The organism is Brevibacillus sp. TJ4 (assembly GCF_044627595.2).
Lineage (GTDB): Bacteria > Bacillota > Bacilli > Brevibacillales > Brevibacillaceae > Brevibacillus.
Map to the genome: position 1 here is coordinate 4278648 of NZ_CP185865.1, position 16339 is coordinate 4294986.

The 16339-nt window shown below is 52.4% G+C and carries 19 protein-coding genes and 1 other annotated feature; of the genes, 2 read left to right on the top strand and 17 right to left on the bottom strand.

Annotation, left to right across the window (positions count from 1 at the left end; translation table 11 throughout):
• Positions 1-28 precede the first annotated feature (28 nt).
• The 5 genes from ispE to rnmV all read right to left on the bottom strand — a co-directional run bounded on the left by ispE (position 29) and on the right by rnmV (position 3266).
• Positions 29-907, bottom strand: coding sequence for a 4-(cytidine 5'-diphospho)-2-C-methyl-D-erythritol kinase (ispE, locus tag ACAF76_RS21155; RefSeq protein WP_421617342.1), 879 nt, complete (start codon positions 905-907; stop codon positions 29-31).
• A 168-nt stretch (positions 908-1075) separates the two neighbouring features.
• Positions 1076-1258 (bottom strand): small, acid-soluble spore protein, alpha/beta type, encoded by a 183-nt coding sequence (locus tag ACAF76_RS21160; RefSeq protein ID WP_421617343.1) that lies wholly within the window; start codon positions 1256-1258, stop codon positions 1076-1078.
• 75 nt (positions 1259-1333) lie between these two features.
• Positions 1334-1606, bottom strand: a complete 273-nt coding sequence (veg, locus tag ACAF76_RS21165; protein ID WP_421617344.1) for a biofilm formation stimulator Veg — start codon at positions 1604-1606, stop codon at positions 1334-1336.
• Between the two features lie 212 nt (positions 1607-1818).
• Positions 1819-2715 carry a 16S rRNA (adenine(1518)-N(6)/adenine(1519)-N(6))-dimethyltransferase RsmA gene (rsmA, locus tag ACAF76_RS21170; RefSeq protein ID WP_421617345.1) on the bottom strand — a complete coding sequence of 299 codons (897 nt, stop codon included), beginning with the start codon at positions 2713-2715 and terminating at the stop codon, positions 1819-1821.
• Positions 2712-3266, bottom strand: coding sequence for a ribonuclease M5 (gene rnmV / locus ACAF76_RS21175; protein WP_421617346.1), 555 nt, complete (start codon positions 3264-3266; stop codon positions 2712-2714). Before rnmV ends, rsmA begins: the two co-directional genes overlap by 4 nt.
• Positions 3267-3541: 275 nt before the next feature.
• Between rnmV and ACAF76_RS21180 the strand changes: the two genes are divergently transcribed.
• Entirely contained in the window at positions 3542-4987 is a 1446-nt protein-coding gene (locus ACAF76_RS21180; RefSeq protein ID WP_400162161.1) for an IS1182 family transposase, read from the top strand.
• A gap of 23 nt (positions 4988-5010) precedes the next feature.
• Here the strand turns inward: ACAF76_RS21180 and ACAF76_RS21185 are convergent, their stop codons facing one another.
• From ACAF76_RS21185 to metG, 3 genes are all read right to left on the bottom strand, one after another.
• Positions 5011-6111: a G5 domain-containing protein gene (locus tag ACAF76_RS21185; RefSeq protein WP_400161759.1), complete on the bottom strand. Its 1101-nt coding sequence runs from the start codon at positions 6109-6111 to the stop codon at positions 5011-5013.
• Positions 6112-6501: 390 nt separating this feature from the next.
• Complete coding sequence (locus ACAF76_RS21190; protein WP_400161760.1) at positions 6502-7266, bottom strand: TatD family hydrolase; 765 nt, start codon at positions 7264-7266, stop codon at positions 6502-6504.
• A gap of 34 nt (positions 7267-7300) precedes the next feature.
• Positions 7301-9307 carry a methionine--tRNA ligase gene (metG, locus tag ACAF76_RS21195; RefSeq protein ID WP_400161761.1) on the bottom strand — a complete coding sequence of 669 codons (2007 nt, stop codon included), beginning with the start codon at positions 9305-9307 and terminating at the stop codon, positions 7301-7303.
• 53 nt (positions 9308-9360) lie between these two features.
• Positions 9361-9617, bottom strand: a binding site (T-box leader).
• Between the two features lie 443 nt (positions 9618-10060).
• Here metG and ACAF76_RS21200 point away from each other — a divergent pair.
• The gene (locus ACAF76_RS21200) at positions 10061-10309 is read left to right on the top strand and encodes an AbrB/MazE/SpoVT family DNA-binding domain-containing protein (RefSeq protein WP_400161762.1); all 249 of its coding nucleotides are present in this window, start codon (positions 10061-10063) and stop codon (positions 10307-10309) included.
• A gap of 113 nt (positions 10310-10422) precedes the next feature.
• Here the strand turns inward: ACAF76_RS21200 and rsmI are convergent, their stop codons facing one another.
• From rsmI to tmk, 9 genes are all read right to left on the bottom strand, one after another.
• On the bottom strand, positions 10423-11316 hold the full coding sequence (rsmI, locus tag ACAF76_RS21205) for a 16S rRNA (cytidine(1402)-2'-O)-methyltransferase (protein ID WP_400161763.1): 894 nt from the start codon (positions 11314-11316) through the stop codon (positions 10423-10425).
• Positions 11313-11612 (bottom strand): GIY-YIG nuclease family protein, encoded by a 300-nt coding sequence (locus tag ACAF76_RS21210; RefSeq protein ID WP_400161764.1) that lies wholly within the window; start codon positions 11610-11612, stop codon positions 11313-11315. The genes rsmI and ACAF76_RS21210 overlap by 4 nt, the downstream gene beginning before the upstream one ends.
• Positions 11563-12330, bottom strand: a complete 768-nt coding sequence (locus ACAF76_RS21215; protein WP_400161765.1) for a tRNA1(Val) (adenine(37)-N6)-methyltransferase — start codon at positions 12328-12330, stop codon at positions 11563-11565. Before ACAF76_RS21215 ends, ACAF76_RS21210 begins: the two co-directional genes overlap by 50 nt.
• A 105-nt stretch (positions 12331-12435) precedes the next feature.
• A complete protein-coding gene (yabA, locus tag ACAF76_RS21220; protein WP_400161766.1) occupies positions 12436-12807 on the bottom strand; it encodes a DNA replication initiation control protein YabA in 372 nt (123 codons plus the stop codon).
• Positions 12808-12835: 28 nt separating this feature from the next.
• Positions 12836-13651, bottom strand: a complete 816-nt coding sequence (locus tag ACAF76_RS21225; protein ID WP_400161767.1) for a stage 0 sporulation family protein — start codon at positions 13649-13651, stop codon at positions 12836-12838.
• A 3-nt stretch (positions 13652-13654) separates the two neighbouring features.
• On the bottom strand, positions 13655-14635 hold the full coding sequence (gene holB / locus ACAF76_RS21230) for a DNA polymerase III subunit delta' (protein ID WP_400161795.1): 981 nt from the start codon (positions 14633-14635) through the stop codon (positions 13655-13657).
• A gap of 12 nt (positions 14636-14647) precedes the next feature.
• The gene (locus ACAF76_RS21235; RefSeq protein WP_400161768.1) at positions 14648-15094 is read right to left on the bottom strand and encodes a YaaR family protein; all 447 of its coding nucleotides are present in this window, start codon (positions 15092-15094) and stop codon (positions 14648-14650) included.
• 103 nt (positions 15095-15197) lie between these two features.
• The gene (locus ACAF76_RS21240; protein ID WP_400161769.1) at positions 15198-15527 is read right to left on the bottom strand and encodes a cyclic-di-AMP receptor; all 330 of its coding nucleotides are present in this window, start codon (positions 15525-15527) and stop codon (positions 15198-15200) included.
• Positions 15528-15675: 148 nt separating this feature from the next.
• Positions 15676-16317, bottom strand: a complete 642-nt coding sequence (gene tmk, locus ACAF76_RS21245) for a dTMP kinase (protein ID WP_400161770.1) — start codon at positions 16315-16317, stop codon at positions 15676-15678.
• Positions 16318-16339: the final 22 nt, after the last annotated feature.

The window sequence follows — 16339 nt, forward strand, 5'->3', positions numbered from 1 at the left end:
GACGCTAATGTATCATTTATATACGGGTTTATGCAAGTATTTCCCGTTCTTGCGAGCCTAACATTCGGGCCACGTATACATCCTTCACAAAACCGCGCAGCGCATTGTAGATCCGATGCACTTTTGCTTCCTTCTGGACGAGGGCAAACACAGTCGGACCGCTTCCGGACATCAGCACCCCGTCAGCGCCCGAAGCGATCATCAACTCCTTGATTTGCCGAACCTGCGGCTGCAGGTTCAGGGTGACTGTCTCCAGTACATTGCCGAGCGATTGGCACATCAGGGAGAAGTCTTGCTCCTCGATCGACCGCAGCATACGTCTTGTATCGGGATGCTGTTTTACATGCTCCAGGCGAAACTGGCCGTACACGTCAGCGGTGGACACTCCCACCGGAGGCTTTGCCAGGATGACCCAGCAGGGGGCTGGCGCACCCAGGTGGACGATCTTTTCGCCCCGCCCTTTGGCCAGAGCGGTCCCTCCGTATACGCAAAACGGTACGTCTGAGCCAATCTCCGCTCCTACCTCCGCGAGCTGGTCCAGAGTCAAGTCCAATCCCCAAAGCTGATTCAGTCCGCGCAAGGTGGCGGCTGCATCGCTGCTGCCGCCCGCCAGACCGGCTGCTACGGGAATTTGTTTATCGATATACAGGTGCACGCCGTACGGAACCTGATAGCGTTCCTTCAGGAGTACCGCTGCCTTATACGCATGATTGCGAATGTCGTCGGGTACAAAACTGGCTGAGCAGTCCAGCGTAATCTGGTCGTCGCCGCGCAATGTCAAATCTACGCGGTCAGCCAAGTCTACAGTGGTCATCACCATTTCCACTTCATGATAACCATCCGGCCGTTTGGCAAGTACGTCGAGAGTCAGGTTGATTTTGGCCGGCGCTTTGACCGAGATACGCACATTGCTCACCTCTGGCTACGTTCTAAATTTCCTAGTTTCTTATTGTAGCACAGGGATTCTCTTCCATGCCAGTTGTACCGTCCAAAAGCGAAAAAGGGAAACTTTTTCGGCAATTGTGAACGAGGCAAAAAAAAACGCCGGGTTTCCCCGGCATTTTTGTCAACGAGATTACTTGGTATTCTGTTTGGCTAACGCTTCCTCGGCAATCTGAACAGCGCGTTTTACCATGTTACCTGCATCCCGCGTTGTGATGGCGCCCCAGCCTTCCGATTTTACCGTATCGTAAAACCCCAGCTCCTTGGCCAACTCCATCTTGAACTCTTCAGACATAATGCCTCGTCTGCGACCCATAACACCCTCCCTTTCGTTGACAAGGGATAGTATGTACCCAGGTGCAAAAAATAAAACAGTAGAACCCCGAAGGTTCTACTGTTGTACAAATGTGATGCGGATGTGCTCATTTTCGCGGCACACCGTCAACTCTACTGTTTCTGTCAAGATGTCGGCATAGCTGTAAGAGACCCGCTCAAAAAGCTGGTCGTCATCCAGCTTTACCACAAATACAGACGGGTACGTTTCTTCGAGGACGCCACTTCGTTCGACGGTTTTTCGGCGACCGCCATTGGCCTTCAGTAGGATGCGTTCACCAATATGCCCGTCTAAACTGCGCTTAATGTCAAGCAATGCATTTCTTGCCATTGTTCCATCCACCTCGCTTGTTTCTATTATAACAGCTCATGCTTATTTTGTCAAAGAAATAAAAAATTATAGCAATCCGTCCGAGTTTTTGTCAACGGACTTTTTTTCGTGTTTTACGTAGATATTTGTCAAAATCATATGCAGAATGTGCAGAACACAAAAAAATCCCCATCTTTGGCCGAATGTGCCAGCGATGGGAATGGTGCTTCTCGCTATTTATGGATCAATCCACGGCGCAGACTTTCGTTGGACAGGCGGGCGAATTCCTCGATGTGCAGCGTCTCTCCCCTGCGCGTCGGATCGATTCCGATGTCTTCGAGCATCTGTACTACTTGATCCTTGTGCTCTTTTAGAAACAGACCGTTCATCAGGTTGTTCAACAAGGTTTTGCGGCGCTGGGCGAACGAGCCTTTGACCACTCGAAAAAAGACATCCTCGTCGTCTACCTCGACCGCCGGTTTGTCTCGTACCTGCAAGCGAATCACGGCGGAGTCGACGTTGGGGCGCGGTACAAAAACCTGCGCCGGAACGATCATCGCAATTTGCGTATCGGCGTAGAACTGCGCAGCGACGCTCAGCGAGCCGTAATCCTTGCTCCCGGGCTTGGCGGCGATCCGCTCGGCGACTTCCTTCTGGATCATTACGACGATGTTTTTCAGCGGCAGACGGCTCTCCAACAGCTTCATCAGGATAGGAGTCGTGACGTAGTACGGAAGGTTCGCCACGACGCTGATCTTCTCATACCCCGCGAGCTTTTCCGCAAACAGGGCGGGCAGATCGAGCGCCAGGACGTCTCCGTGGACGACCTCTACATTGCTGTAAGGAGACAGGGTATCTGCGAGGATCGGCAAAAGCCTTTGGTCGATCTCGATCGCCATCACCTTGCCGGCTGTACGTGCCAGTTGCTCTGTCAGCGCGCCGATGCCCGGACCGATTTCGACGGCCGCTGTTTCCTTGTCCAGATCGGCCGCGTCGACGATGTTGTGCAGGATATTCGTGTCGATGAGAAAGTTTTGGCCCAGGCTTTTTTTAAAGGAGAACCCGTATTTCTCCAGTATCTCCCGGGTGCGCGTGGGCGTTGCAATATCTTTTCCTGCGATCTGCGTCATGGCTTGTCCCCCTCTTCGTCAATCGCCCGCATCGCCGCCTCAAAGTCCTCGCGGCTGATCTGAAAGGCATTCAAACGCTGCAGCATCTGCTTGGCGTTGGCGTAGCCGATGCCCAGGCGCTCTCCAAGCTGGATTCGCCGCTCTTTGGAAGCAGGGCCCGAGGTAAGGCCGCACGCGAGCAGGTCTTCGGCAGTAATCTCGCCCGCGGTCTCCACCATCTCTGTGCGCACCTGCTCCAGCGCGCGGACGATCACCTCCGGAGAGGCGTTTTCCACGCCGATGTCGCCTTTTTTCGTCCCGTCCTCCTGCGTGATAAAGGCGTGCTTGCAGCCCGGCACAGACCGGCTGATGATGCGGCGAATCCGCTCGCCCTGGTAATCCGGATCGGTAAAAATAATCACGCCTCGCTTTTTTTGCGCCAGGCGAATTCGTTCAATCGTCTTCTCATGGATGGCGGAACCGCCCGTCTCAATCGTATCGGCATTGACAGCCCGCTTGATCGCCGCAGTGTCATCCCTGCCTTCGACTACGATGAGTTCCCTGATTTTCATGCACATGCTCCCACTTTCAATCCAATTTGGCGATGAGACTAGTTTGCGCAAAAAAGCAAGTCCGACCAGCAAAAATACGTGGAACGTTTTTCGGCAAACAACGTCTTACGAATATCAGCATATCACGAGTACGGTCTTGGACAACAGAAGACAGGAGCAAATATGCTCCTGCCTCAGCCTGTAGACAAAGTTCCGTAAGGAACAGGGTCTGCAGGCTTTTTTGTTGAATATAGAACATGTTACGTTTTCAAAAGTTATTTTTTAGAGGTGGCATTATGCTTAATAAGCAAGAGGCCGAAGGGCGTTATCAGATATCTGCATTCTCGCTAGATGAGTTGGTGCCAGAAGATCATCTCGTAAGAAAAATTGAAAATGCAATCGACTTTTCGTTCATCTATGACTTGGTGGAAAGCCTCTACTGTCATGACAATGGCAGACCCAGTGTTGACCCTGTAGTCTTAGTTAAAATTGCTTTCATCCAATATATTTTTGGAATTCGTTCCATGCGACAAACGATTAAAGAGATCGAAACCAATGTTGCCTATCGGTGGTTTATTGGCTATGATTTCAGTCAGCCCATTCCCCATTTCACGACCCTAGGCAAGAACTATGTTCGCCGTTTTCGGGATACTCAACTCTTCGAGTCGATCTTCCTTCGAATATTGGAGGAGGCGGTTCATCATGGATTCGTGAAGCCTGATGTGCTTTTCATTGATGCTACGCATGTAAAAGCCAGTGCGAATAAGCATAAATACGTGAAAGAAATCGTTGAAGAACAAGCGAAGAAATATCAAGAGCTGCTGGACGAAGAAATCAATCAGGATCGTATTGCACATGGAAAGAAGCCCCTTGAAAAAAAGACAGAAACTTCGAAGAAGGAGGTGAAAGTCAGCACAACTGACCCGGATTGCGGATTGTTTGTAAAAGGGGAAAAGGAACGTGTATTTGCTTATAGTTTTCATACAGCATGTGATCGAAATGGATTTGTGCTTGGTGCCAAGGTAACGCCAGGCAATGTGCATGACAGTCAGGTTTTTGAGGATGTTTTGAATCAAGTGCGAAAGACGTTTGCACAGCCTCAAGCTGTGGCAGTGGACTCGGGATACAAGACGCCTTACATCAGTAAAACACTCCTTGATGACCAGATTCGCCCCGTTATGCCCTACACAAGACCACGCACCAAAGAAGGTTTTTTTAAAAAGCACGAATATGTGTATGATGAATATTTCGACTGCTACATCTGCCCGAACGAGCAAATCTTAACATATGAGACAACAAACAAGGATGGGTACCGTATCTATCGATCAAATTCTCAAGTTTGCCGAAGTTGTCCGTTCTTGAAACAATGCACGGAAAGTAAAGACTACACAAAGAGAGTGAGTCGCCACATCTGGGCTGATTACCTCGAAGAGGTAGACCACCTCCGGCATACCGAGGAAAACAAACAAATCTATAGCAAACGGAAAGAAACGATTGAACGTGTATTCGCTGATATGAAGGAAAAGCATGGCATGCGTTGGACGACCTTACGAGGACTGGAGAAGGTCACGATGCAGGCGATGCTTGTTTTCGCTGCCATGAACTTGAAAAAAATGGCGACCTGGCTATGGAAATCAGGTCGCCAAAAGGTGAACGATCAAAACACCTTCGGTATTTTCATCAAATTATTAAACAAACTCCCTCTGCTGTTCGTTCAGCGAGGGAGTTTGTCTGCAATCTGAGACAGGAGCAAATATGCTCCTGCCTACGGTTTTTCCGGACCGATGATATACACCGTCCTGTTTCGCTTTCGACCGAATTGGATTGCTTCTTGCGTGGTGTTGACAAACACGTCAATTTTGTTGCCGCGCACGGCTCCGCCCACGTCTTCAGCCCGACGGTACCCAACCCCTTCGATGTACACCCACCAACCCAGCGGTATTACCTTGGGGTCTACAGCGATGGTATGCCCTGCCTGAGCCATAACCCCTGTCGCTGTCCGCCCGTAACCGGGAGAACCTGGAGGCTTGCCCCCTCCTTCAGCGGAGTATGCAGTCAGGGTAACCCCGTTCAGTACCTGTTTCGCTCGAAATACTTTGCCACCGCGGGAAACCATTCCCGCTGATGCGACCATGACCCGTTGTGACGCATCGTCCATCTGCGCTGTTGCTGTTGCAGTAGCTGTACCGACCGCCACGACACGGTCTATCTTCGGTGTAACAACATCTCGTTTTACCAGTTCACGGGAGATTTCTGTGCCATTCTCCGTGACCAGCTTGTAGTGTGCAATAGCCTTACCTTCTTGACCATTTTGCAATACTTTGGTTTCCCCCTTGATCAAAGAGGGATCGTTCTTGCGTACTTCTTGAAAGGTGACTCGCTCTTCCACTTGTACGATCTGCTCGACTACCCGTTTTACCTCAATGGTGGAGTCTTTGCGCAACCGTGTGCCCAACTCCGGTACTACCCGGTCTTTTTCACCCAGCGCAATCTTGGCGTCTCGCAAAACGCTCTCCACATCACGGTTCAGCGTCTGGATCAGCTTCTCTTCCCCATCAACAAGGATCGGAATGGTCCAGCTCGTCGTCAGCGTGATGGAATCACCATCAGCAATCTTCTTTTCCGGCTTAGGCCGCAAAGAATCTTTTTCTGTAACGGCAATCCGTTGTTCTTGTAAAAATTGATCGACGGTATCTGCTCTCGTCGCAACCGTCCGACTTTCTCCGTCTAGGATAAATGTGACCGTTTTTGGCTGGGCAGCCTGGGCAGAGAAATAGCCAATTGCGGGAATGACTACAAGAGCAAGGCTGCAAAACCAGATCAGCGCGTGGTTCTTGTACTTTTCCCACATCCTGCATAACTCCATTTCCCACACTCCTTTTTTACAGAAAAGCATGGCTGCTTTTCTATGTCTAGCCAGGTAAGGGTCGATGTAATTGCACTAATTTTCTGGAAGTGGCGTATACTGAACAAGGTCGGATTGTATTGTATGTTACTTTTTCAGCTTTGTCAAATTTACCCTCTACCTGGCTGAAAGAGAGACTGGTACCAGACTAGCAAATGCAAGCTGTTGAATGGAAGTGGATTCCTGTCGAGAGGGACTGTCGATTTGCGAATAATCGTTCGACATATAGACAATCGTATGCCGCGAAAAAAGGGTGTAGAACCGAACAAAAAACCGGGATGGACACGAATGGTAACGTGTCTTCCCGGTTTTTCCTGTTTCCCAGACTCGTTCTTTCGGCGATCTTGTCGATCAAATCCGGAACAATCGTCTCGCGTTTTCCGCTGTAATGCGAGCCATTTCCTCGTAGGACATGCCGCGTATGCTGGCCATTTCCTCGCATACGTACCGGACGTAGCCGCTCTCGTTGCGCTTGCCGCGGTACGGGTGGGGAGTCAGGTACGGACAGTCGGTCTCGATCAGCAGCCGATCAAGCGGTACCTTGGCAGCAACTTCCTTGGGCTGCTTGGCGTTCTTGAATGTCAGCGGCCCGCCGAAGGAGATGTAAAAATTCATGTCCAGCGCCAGCTTGGCCGTCTCCCAGCTCCCGGAAAAGCAGTGCATGATCCCGCCTACTTCTGCCGCCTTTTCCTCTTTGAGAATGGTGATGACATCCTGATGCGCATCCCGATTGTGGATCACGATCGGCATCTCCAGCTTGCGCGCGAGGCGAATCTGCTTGCGAAACACTTCTGCCTGCACATCCCGCGGCGATGTGTCCCAGTGATAGTCGAGACCCATTTCCCCCAGCCCTACTACCTTGGGATGGCGGCTCAGCTCCTCGATCCACTCCAGATGTTCGTCCGTCATGTCTTTGGCGTCCACGGGATGCCAGCCGATTACGGCGTAAATAAAATCGTACCGCTCTGCCAGCTCCAGACAGGTCGGGATCGTCTCGGCATTAAAGCCGATGTTGACGATCGTCTCCACGCCGTTTTCTCCGGCGCGGGCGATCACTTCGTCGCGATCCTCGTCAAATTCCGGTGCGTTCAGATGCGCGTGGGTTTCAAATAGCACAGTGGTCCTTCCTTTCCTGCCTTGCTCTGCCTGGTTACTTCACGATTGCGCCGTTTGGCATGCTGGGGTCCACTGTCGCCAGGGTCAACTGATCCCCTTCCGATGCCGCGAGAATCATTCCTTGGGAAAGCTCGCCGCGCAGTTTGACCGGCTTCAGATTGGCTACCAGAATCACCTTTTTCCCGACCATTTCTTCCGGGCTGTAATACTTGGCGATACCGGATACAACCTGGCGTTTCTCGTAACCGAGATCGAGCTGCAGCACCAGCAGCTTGTCCGCGTTCGGGTGCTTCGCGCACTCGACGACCTGAGCCACGCGCAGCTCTACCTTGGCGAAATCATCGATGCCGATTTCCTTGTTTTCCGTCGCTTGTTCATTTGCCCCTGCCTCACTCACCTTGGAACCTCCTTGCAATGCCTCTTGCTTTTTCTTGTTTTCTTCTGCCTGACGACGCGCTTCTGCCGTCGATTCGTCGATAAATGCCAGCTCTGCCTGCACGTCCAGACGCGGGAAGAGCAATTCTTTGCGGCTGACCTTGCTGCCTGCTGGCAAGCCGCCCCATACCCCTGCCGATTCCCAGGAGGTCGCTTCGGCACGATCCAAAATGCCCAGTTGATCCCAGATTTTCGCCGGAGCCTTGGTCATAAACGGCTGGATCAGGACCGAGCTGATGCGGATGCTCTCTGCCAGATTGTACATCACCGTAGCCAGGCGGCCTTTGGTCTCTTCTGACTTCGCCAGGTTCCACGGCATCGTCTCGTCGATGTACTTGTTGGTTCTGCCGACCAGCTCCCAGATGTGAGCCAGCGCGTTGCTAAAGCGCATTTCTTCCATGTGCCCTTCGACCAGGCCTTTTGTCTTCACTGCGAGATTGATCAGCTCATCGTCTGGCTCGCCTGCGTCTTGCGGAGCGGGGACGACGCCGTCGAAGTATTTTTCGATCATCGTCGCAGTACGGCTGAGCAGGTTGCCGATGTCGTTGGCGAGGTCGTAGTTGAGCCGCTGGATAAAGGACTCCGGCGTAAACACGCCGTCCTGCCCGAAGTTGATTTCACGCAGCAGGAAATAACGGACGCTGTCGGAACCGTAGCGGTCGATCAACAGCTTTGGATCGATGACGTTTCCTTTTGACTTGGACATTTTTCCATCCGGCATCAGCAGCCAGCCGTGACCGAACACCTGCTTTGGCAGCGGAACATCCAGCGCCATCAGCAAAATCGGCCAGTAGATCGTATGGAAGCGCAAAATGTCCTTCCCGACCATGTGGACATCAGCCGGCCAGTAGCGGCGGTATTTGCTGTCGTCCTCGGAGAGGTAGCCAAGCGCAGAAATGTAGTTGGTCAAGGCGTCTATCCAGACGTAGATCACATGCTTGGGATCGCTTGGGACCTTGATCCCCCAGTCAAACGTGCTGCGCGACACGGACAAATCTTGCAGGCCGGGCTTCAGGAAGTTGTTGATCATCTCGTTGCGACGGCTCTCCGGCTGAATAAACTCCGGATGCTCCTCAATGTACTTGAGCAGGCGATCCTGGTACTTGGACATGCGGAAAAAGTAGTTTTGCTCCTTGACCTTTTTCACTTCACGGCCACAGTCCGGGCAGAAATATCCCTTGTCTGTCTTGCACTGCGTCTCGGTCCAGAACGCCTCGTCCGGCACACAGTAGTAGCCTTCGTATTCACCGAGGTAAATATCGCCCTGGTCCAGCAGCTTCTGGAAGATTTTTTCCACGACTTCCTTGTGGCGAGGCTGGGTCGTACGGATAAAGTCGTCGTAGGAAATGTCCAGTTTGTCCCACAAGTCGCGAATCCAGCCGACAATCGGATCGATAAATTCCAGCGGCTGCTTGCCATCCTCGGCGGCCCGTTCCTGGAGCTTCTGCCCATGCTCGTCTGTACCTGTCAGGTAGTATACGTCGTAGCCGCGTAGCCGCTTGTACCGTGCCAGGGCATCACAGGCAATCGTCGTGTAGGCATTGCCGATGTGCAGTTTGTTGCTGGGGTAATAGATCGGTGTGGTAATGTAATACGTAGGCTTCATCGCAAAAACAACCCTCCATTGTACGTGTGTAAAATAGGAAAAGCCCGCCCCCGTATTGGGACGAGCTTGTCTCGCGGTACCACCCAAATGCTCCGTCTCTTCACAGAAAAACGGACTTGAGGAGTCAGGATTGACTCCGCCCGTAACGCGGGCAAACGTCGCAAACTACACAGAACAATCCTCACGATCCGTTCCTTCATCTGCGAGACTCAGGGGCCATCTTCAGCTAGCTCGACTTATACCGGTTTGCAGCTACCCCGGCTCTCTGGAAATAAGGAGTGTCGCCTACTCTTCCCTTCAACGTCAGATGCTATCCAATTCGCATTTACCCTCTATTTTACACGAGCGACCCGTTTTGTAAACCTCTCCCTCCGTGTTCTTTTGCGCCTCTGGAAAAGGGGCTGGAAACGGCTGTGTCGAATACACAATATGGAAAATTAGTGATAATAAGGTGAATTTGTCGAACAACCGAACCTTTTTTCGACATAATCTGACTCTATTATCCCTTGAATTTCCCAGCACCTTTTTCCTATTAAGAACCACTATTTTTACAATGCACTTTTAAAAAAGCTGATATATCAATGTTTTTTGACTCCTGTAGCACCTTTGTTTTCAAAGATTTTACAAAATATGTTGACACCTTTGGGAATCGCTGGTATGATATTCGCAAATAGAAAATGTCGAATAATGACGATAAATGATTGGATCAAGCCATACCATCGAGATCGTTAGATATTGAGAGGAGATCAAATCATGATGAAATCAACAGGTATTGTACGCAAAGTAGACGAGCTGGGACGCGTCGTGATTCCGATTGAATTGCGCCGTACATTGGGAATTGCCGAAAAGGACGCTCTGGAAATTTACGTAGATGGAGAGCGCATCATTTTGAAAAAGTACGAGCCTGCATGTATCTTCTGTGGGAACGCAGACAAAGTTTCCCATTTCAAAGGGAAAATTGTCTGCCAGGAATGCTTGAACGAAATGCCAGTAAAACGATAATTTTCATATTCTTGCCAATTGTCGTTACCAACCTTCTTTCCGTTTTCCGTGCGGGGAGAAGGTTTTTTTATAAACAAAAAAGCCGACCCGCGGGCCAGCTTCCTTCATTATTATTATGATTCTTCCAGACCTTCTTTTTCCCGATGGTACTCGTTGTAAATATCGCGCTTGGACACGCTGCGATCGTCAGCGACCTGCTTGATCGCCTCTTTTTTGCTCAGCCCCTGCTCGATGTATGCGTCCACATGGTCGGGTACGGTGCGTCCCTCCCACCATACGGCAGCATCCGCCGCCTCCTGCTCGCCCGTGCTGCCCTCGACAATCAGGCAGTATTCGCCGCGCGCCTCTGTCTCCTTGAGCCAGGCGATCAGCTCGTCGAGTGTTCCGCGAGCAAATTCCTCGTACCGCTTGGTCAGCTCCCTGGCGAGGACAGCCCTGCGGTTGCCCCACACTTCCTGCATCGCTGCCAGTGTCTTGCTGATGCGATGCGGAGCCTCGTAGAAAATCAGCGTCTCGGGATACCGTCTCAGGCGCTCCAGCTCTTCACGCCGTTCCTTGTTTTCCCTACTGAGAAAGCCGCAAAACACAAAGCGGTCCGTCGGCAGTCCCGAAGCGATCAAAGCGGTCAAGCCGGCATTGGCGCCCGGAACCGGGATGACGGGATAACCGGCCGCTGCGGCGTCGCGAACGAGATCTGCCCCCGGATCGGAAATGGCCGGCAGCCCCGCATCGCTGACCAGCGCGATCTTCTTTCCTTCCGCCAGCCACTGCAGCAGACCGTTGCCGCTCGCTTCCTTGTTGTGCTCATGGTAGCTGACCGTCCGCTTTTCGATCTGAAAATGGTTCAACAGCTTGCGCGTCTGGCGCGTATCTTCACAGGCGATCACATCGACAGCGCGCAGCGTCTCCAGGCAACGCACCGTCATATCATCGAGATTTCCAATCGGTGTCGCCACCAAATAAAGCGCGCCGCTTGCTTCCTCGGAAAAACTGCGCTGGACTTTCATCCGGGCCAGCCTCCTATCAATCCGTCTTTTTCTTTGCGGGAGAGTTTTTTGATGGCGTCTTCCCGCTTCAATCCCCAGGAACGGTCCGCCCCTTCCTCCCAGTACAGAAGTTCAACCGGACCGCGCCCACGCGTGTATTTCGCTCCCTTGCCTGCATTATGCGCGTCCAGCCGCTTTCGAAGCTGCGTCGTGTACCCGGTGTAGAGGCTCCCGTCCCGACACGCCAAAATGTAGACAAAGTGGCTCTTATGCGAGGGAATCGCGTCTTCCGAAATAAATTTCCTGCAGTTCTTCACAGTATTCCTCTCCGTTTTCGTACACAATCAGCGGCGGCTGGATGCGAAGTTCCGGCTTCCCGCCTTTCATGCCTTCAATCAGTACCATGTTCGGCTCCGCATCGCGGCGAGGATAGACAAGCCGCAGCCGTTTTGGCTCCAGGCCGTACTGCCGCATGAACGAGATGATCTCCACCAGGCGAGTCGAGCGGTGTACCATCGCCAGCTTCCCGCCGTTTTTCAGCAGCTTGCTGCCGACACGCACCACATCCTCGAGAGAAAGCAGAATTTCATGGCGGGCAATGGCGAAATGCTCGCTGATGTTTTTCTCGCCGCTTGCCGCCGGCATGTACGGCGGATTGCAGGTAATCACGTCAAAGGCGCCGTAGCCGAACCGCTCGACTGCCTCCTTCACGTCTCTGTGGTGCATCGTGATTCGCGACTGAAGGCGATTGAGCAGAACATTGCGCCGCGCCATGTCGTACAGCCTCTCCTGAATCTCGATGCCATCAAAGGAGGCTTCCGGCGTACGGGTGGTCATAATCAGCGGGATCGCTCCGTTGCCCGTGCACATGTCGAGGATTCGGCCCCGTTTGGGCGCGGAGGCAAACCGGGCCAGCAGCACTGCATCCATCGAGAAGCAAAACACCTCGTGGCTTTGGATAATTTTCATTTCATGCGTCAGCAAATCATCGATCCGCTCTGCTTCGTAAAGCGGCACATGGTTGACAGGCTCCATCCGTCTCTTCCCTACTCCTTTGCTTTTCTTCTGCCAAAAAGCGACCTGACGCTTGGCCCAGGTCGCTTTTTTTGCGTTGGTGTCGGCTGATAGCCGCGCACCGCTTTATTTTTGTGGCCCGCCGCTCAAAAAAGAGAGACAAAACAGGCAATCTCCTTCTTTGCGCAAGCTGCCAAAATGAACATTGCAAATATGAAACCCTTCCGCATACAGACGGGCGAGGTTATCATACCCTTCCCCGACTACTTTCTTCGTGGCTTTCTCCTGTGCAGCAGGGGTGCTACCCTTCTGTTTTGGCGAGGAGCCGGTCTTCTTTTTGTCTAGCCGGTTTCGAAGGTGCTGGTTTTCAACGAGTAGTTGGGCATTTTCCTCCATCAAAACGACAATGACATCTTTCAGTTCACCAATCTCTTGATAGAGTTCGCCGATTCTTTCTTCAATGCTTGCCATTTTGACGAAAATTTCCCGTTTGTCCACTAGCTCACCTCTCCCCTACCCCACGCTTTTATTCAAAAGTCGGGAGCCCGATCGCAATCTCATCAAGTCCAAATACGGTAACGCGCTTGTCGTCGGCCAGCTCCACCTGTACGGACTGATCCAGTACGTTGATGGAAACGACTCGTCCAGCTCCCATCGGAGTCGTGACGTGTTTTCCGATTTCCGGCAGCTCGTCGCGCGTGCTTTCGTAGTTGTCGTTCTCGTACTTCAAGCAGCACATCAGACGACCGCACAAACCGGAAATCTTCGCCGGGTTCAACGACAGATTCTGATCCTTGGCCATCTTGATCGATACTGGCTCAAAATCGCCGAGAAACGTGGAACAGCAGAGCAGCCGCCCACAAGGACCGATCCCGCCGAGCATCTTCGCCTCGTCGCGAACGCCGATCTGACGAAGCTCGATGCGGGTGCGGAAGACAGAAGCGAGGTCCTTGACCAGCTCGCGAAAATCGACCCGCCCGTCAGCCGTAAAGTAGAAGATGATCTTGTTTCGGTCAAACGTATATTCCACATCCACCAGCTTCATGTCCAACTGGTGTTCCTTGATCTTCGTCTGGCAGACGGCAAAGGCGTTTTTCGCTGCCGCCTTGTTCTCTTCCACCTGCTTGGCGTCGCGTTCGTCGGCCATGCGAATGACTTTTTTCAGCGGAAGCACAACATCGGATTCCGCCACCTGCTTCTTCCCGATCACGACCTTGCCGTATTCGACACCGCGTGCAGTCTCCACAATTACGTTGCAATCATGTTCGATCGGCAGCCGGTCCGGGTCGAAGTAATATATTTTGCCCGCTTTTTTAAAGCGGACACCAACAACCTCATACAAGGGTTATCCCTCCTGGATGTGAAGAACCAACCGCTCAAGGGCCAACTGTGCATTGGCATTTCGCTCTATCCGATACTTCGTTTCCATGACCAAGTCGATCCCACGCAAGAGCTCAGCTTTTGTCCATATCAGTGCTTGTCCTTGCAGCACATCCTGTTGGTCGCTGTTGATGAGATGGGCATGCCTGCCTACTTGCACATACAGGATATCGCGCAGCCAAAGGATGAGCAAATCCAAAAAGAGGGGTAGTTCCTCCTTTAATTTGTCGCTCTTTTGCAACATCTCGTGGATGGTCAAGAGCGCAGACGAGTTGCTCTGTTTGCACTCCTTCACCAATTGTATCACTAGGTTCTTTAGCTGTGCAAACGATTCTGATTGGCTCAAAAGCAGTGCTTCTTCCACATTTGTCGTAATGTGGGAAGCGGTCCGCGCCATTCCTTCAGCCACTCCTGAAGCGTGAAGCTGCTTGGCGATCTCGTCTGCAGAGAGCGGAGAAAAGGGGACGATCTGACAGCGGGACAAGATCGTCGGCAGGATCGCATTGCTATGCTCGGTCAACAGTACCGCGAGGACGCCAGCCGGCGGTTCCTCGAGGAATTTGAGCAGGCTGTTGGCAGCCTGGGTCGTCATTTTATCCACGTGCTCGATGATGTATACCTTATGCCGCGACTCGACGGCCCGCATCGCCATCTCCTTTTGCAAGTCGCGAATCTGGTCGATCTTGATCGAAGCGCCGTCCGGAGCCAGAAGCCGCACATCCGGATGGTTGCCGGCATCGATGCGCCGACATGCAAGACAGGCCCCGCAAGCGTCATGCTCCCTTTCCTGACAAAAAAGGGACTTCGCCAGATGCAGGGCCATCTGCTTTTTGCCCGCGCCCTTTGGTCCCGTAAACAGGTAGGCGTGGGCAAGCCGATTGTTTTGCAGACTGTGAGAAAGCAATTCAGAAGCGCGGGGCTGCTGGGTAAATGTTGTCCACATGATGATGTTCTCCTGCTAGAAATAGAGATTGATCAGCATGCCGCGAATTTCGCCAATCCGTGCCAACAGATCAATCATCGGCGCCTGTTCGCTGAGCAGCTCGTCTGTCAGCTTCAACAGTTCCCCGTCCACTTCTTTCACGATCTTGTACAACCGGCTGCGGCCTCGACGGTTCATGCCGCGCCTGTCATCCAGCGCGATGCCGAACTTGACAGCCTCCTCCATAAACTGCTTGACGAGGTTTCTGTAGAGATAAAAGTCACGGATAGAACGCGAGCGGGCCAAAATCTGGCCTTGCTTGTCTATGTTGGTCAGCAATTGCGTAAGCCGCTCTTGCGACATACGGTCGTCTTCACCTTGAATCAACGTCCCGAAGTTCAACCTTTCCGCCTGGGAACTTCTGCGCTGGTCCGCTGTTTTCAACAAGTCCATGTTTGGCCTGAGTCCGTCGCCAATTTTCATACAACCACCTCCGTAGATACCGGTCGGGAGGGGTTCTCCCCCATGCCATCAAGTATATACTACCGTTGCCAAAAAAGAGAGAGAAAACAGCAACAAACCCGGATCAGAACGAGTGGAACGACTCTACATCGAGAACGAAGACGGCAGCACCGCCTACTTGCACTTCTAACGGATATGGCATAAAGGAATCAACCGCATTGCTGAGAGGAGAAACCGGGGTGACCATTTGCTGGCGCGACTTGCAGTTATGCGAAATGATGTCGATTACTTCCGGTACACTTTCGTCAGACGTACCGATTAAAAAAGTCGTGTTGCCAGCCCGCAAGAAGCCTCCCGTACTGGCTAGTTTTGTCGCGCGAAACCCTTTTTTCACCAGTTGTTGAGACAGGCGATTGCTATCTTTGTCCTGTACAACAGCGATTACCATTTTCATCGGCCATCACCCTTTCCTTCGTTTTTGATTCCCGTCTTTTTTCATTTGCTTCATTGTATGATAAACTTCTAGGCAGGTTACGGTCTTGTATGCCTTGCCAGTATATCTTTAGTATACAGCATGTCTTGCACAAAGCGGTACTGTCAGCTTACAATCTTGCGAGCAGAGCTGCAAGCGCGGCCTCGTACACCTCGTTCGGCGACTGTTCTGCGTCGATCACGACGAAACGCTCCGGGTCACGCTCCATCGCCAGCCGATACCCCTCTCGCACCCGCTCGTGAAAATGCAGGTCCTCCAAATCGAGGCGATTCACTTCCCTGTTCTTGGTCGCGTTGATCCGGGCCAGCCCGACTTCCGGCGTCACATCAAACAGCAGCGTCACATCCGGCATGCAATCTTCTACGGCAAAACGGTTGATCGCATACACCGCATCAATCCCCAGACCGCGGGCATGTCCCTGGTAGGCGAGGCTGCTGTCGATAAACCGGTCGCACAGCACGATTCTTCCCGCTTCCAGTGCCGGCAGCACTTTCTCCGCCAAATGCTGGCGACGCGAAGCCGCATACAGCAATGCTTCCGTCCGCTCGTCCATCTGGGTATGCGCCGGGTTCAAGATAATTTCCCGTATTTGCTCGGCAATGTCAATTCCGCCCGGCTCTCTCGTCATCAGCACGTCCATCCCGCGACGAACCAGCTCTTCGTAGAGGCGAGCCAGCACCGTTGACTTGCCCGCACCGTCACCGCCCTCTACCGTAATAAATGTGCCTCGTTTTCCTGTTGCCACACACATGCTCCTCCCACGCCCGTTGTCG

What these genes read in the sequence shown, in the direction of transcription:
- metG (WP_400161761.1), bottom strand. Translation starts at nt 9,307, where the DNA reads ATGAAGCCTACGTATTACATTACCACACCGATCTATTACCCCAGCAAC.
- ACAF76_RS21215 (WP_400161765.1), bottom strand. Translation starts at nt 12,330, where the DNA reads ATGGAGCCTGTCAACCATGTGCCGCTTTACGAAGCAGAGCGGATCGAT.
- rsmI (WP_400161763.1), bottom strand. Translation starts at nt 11,316, where the DNA reads ATGAAAGTCCAGCGCAGTTTTTCCGAGGAAGCAAGCGGCGCGCTTTAT.
- veg (WP_421617344.1), bottom strand. Translation starts at nt 1,606, where the DNA reads ATGGCAAGAAATGCATTGCTTGACATTAAGCGCAGTTTAGACGGGCAT.
- ACAF76_RS21240 (WP_400161769.1), bottom strand. Translation starts at nt 15,527, where the DNA reads ATGAAAATGGTAATCGCTGTTGTACAGGACAAAGATAGCAATCGCCTG.
- rsmA (WP_421617345.1), bottom strand. Translation starts at nt 2,715, where the DNA reads ATGACGCAGATCGCAGGAAAAGATATTGCAACGCCCACGCGCACCCGG.
- ACAF76_RS21160 (WP_421617343.1), bottom strand. Translation starts at nt 1,258, where the DNA reads ATGGGTCGCAGACGAGGCATTATGTCTGAAGAGTTCAAGATGGAGTTG.
- ACAF76_RS21185 (WP_400161759.1), bottom strand. Translation starts at nt 6,111, where the DNA reads ATGGAGTTATGCAGGATGTGGGAAAAGTACAAGAACCACGCGCTGATC.
- ACAF76_RS21235 (WP_400161768.1), bottom strand. Translation starts at nt 15,094, where the DNA reads ATGAAAATTGGCGACGGACTCAGGCCAAACATGGACTTGTTGAAAACA.
- tmk (WP_400161770.1), bottom strand. Translation starts at nt 16,317, where the DNA reads ATGTGTGTGGCAACAGGAAAACGAGGCACATTTATTACGGTAGAGGGC.
- rnmV (WP_421617346.1), bottom strand. Translation starts at nt 3,266, where the DNA reads ATGAAAATCAGGGAACTCATCGTAGTCGAAGGCAGGGATGACACTGCG.
- ACAF76_RS21200 (WP_400161762.1), top strand. Translation starts at nt 10,061, where the DNA reads ATGATGAAATCAACAGGTATTGTACGCAAAGTAGACGAGCTGGGACGC.
- ACAF76_RS21180 (WP_400162161.1), top strand. Translation starts at nt 3,542, where the DNA reads ATGCTTAATAAGCAAGAGGCCGAAGGGCGTTATCAGATATCTGCATTC.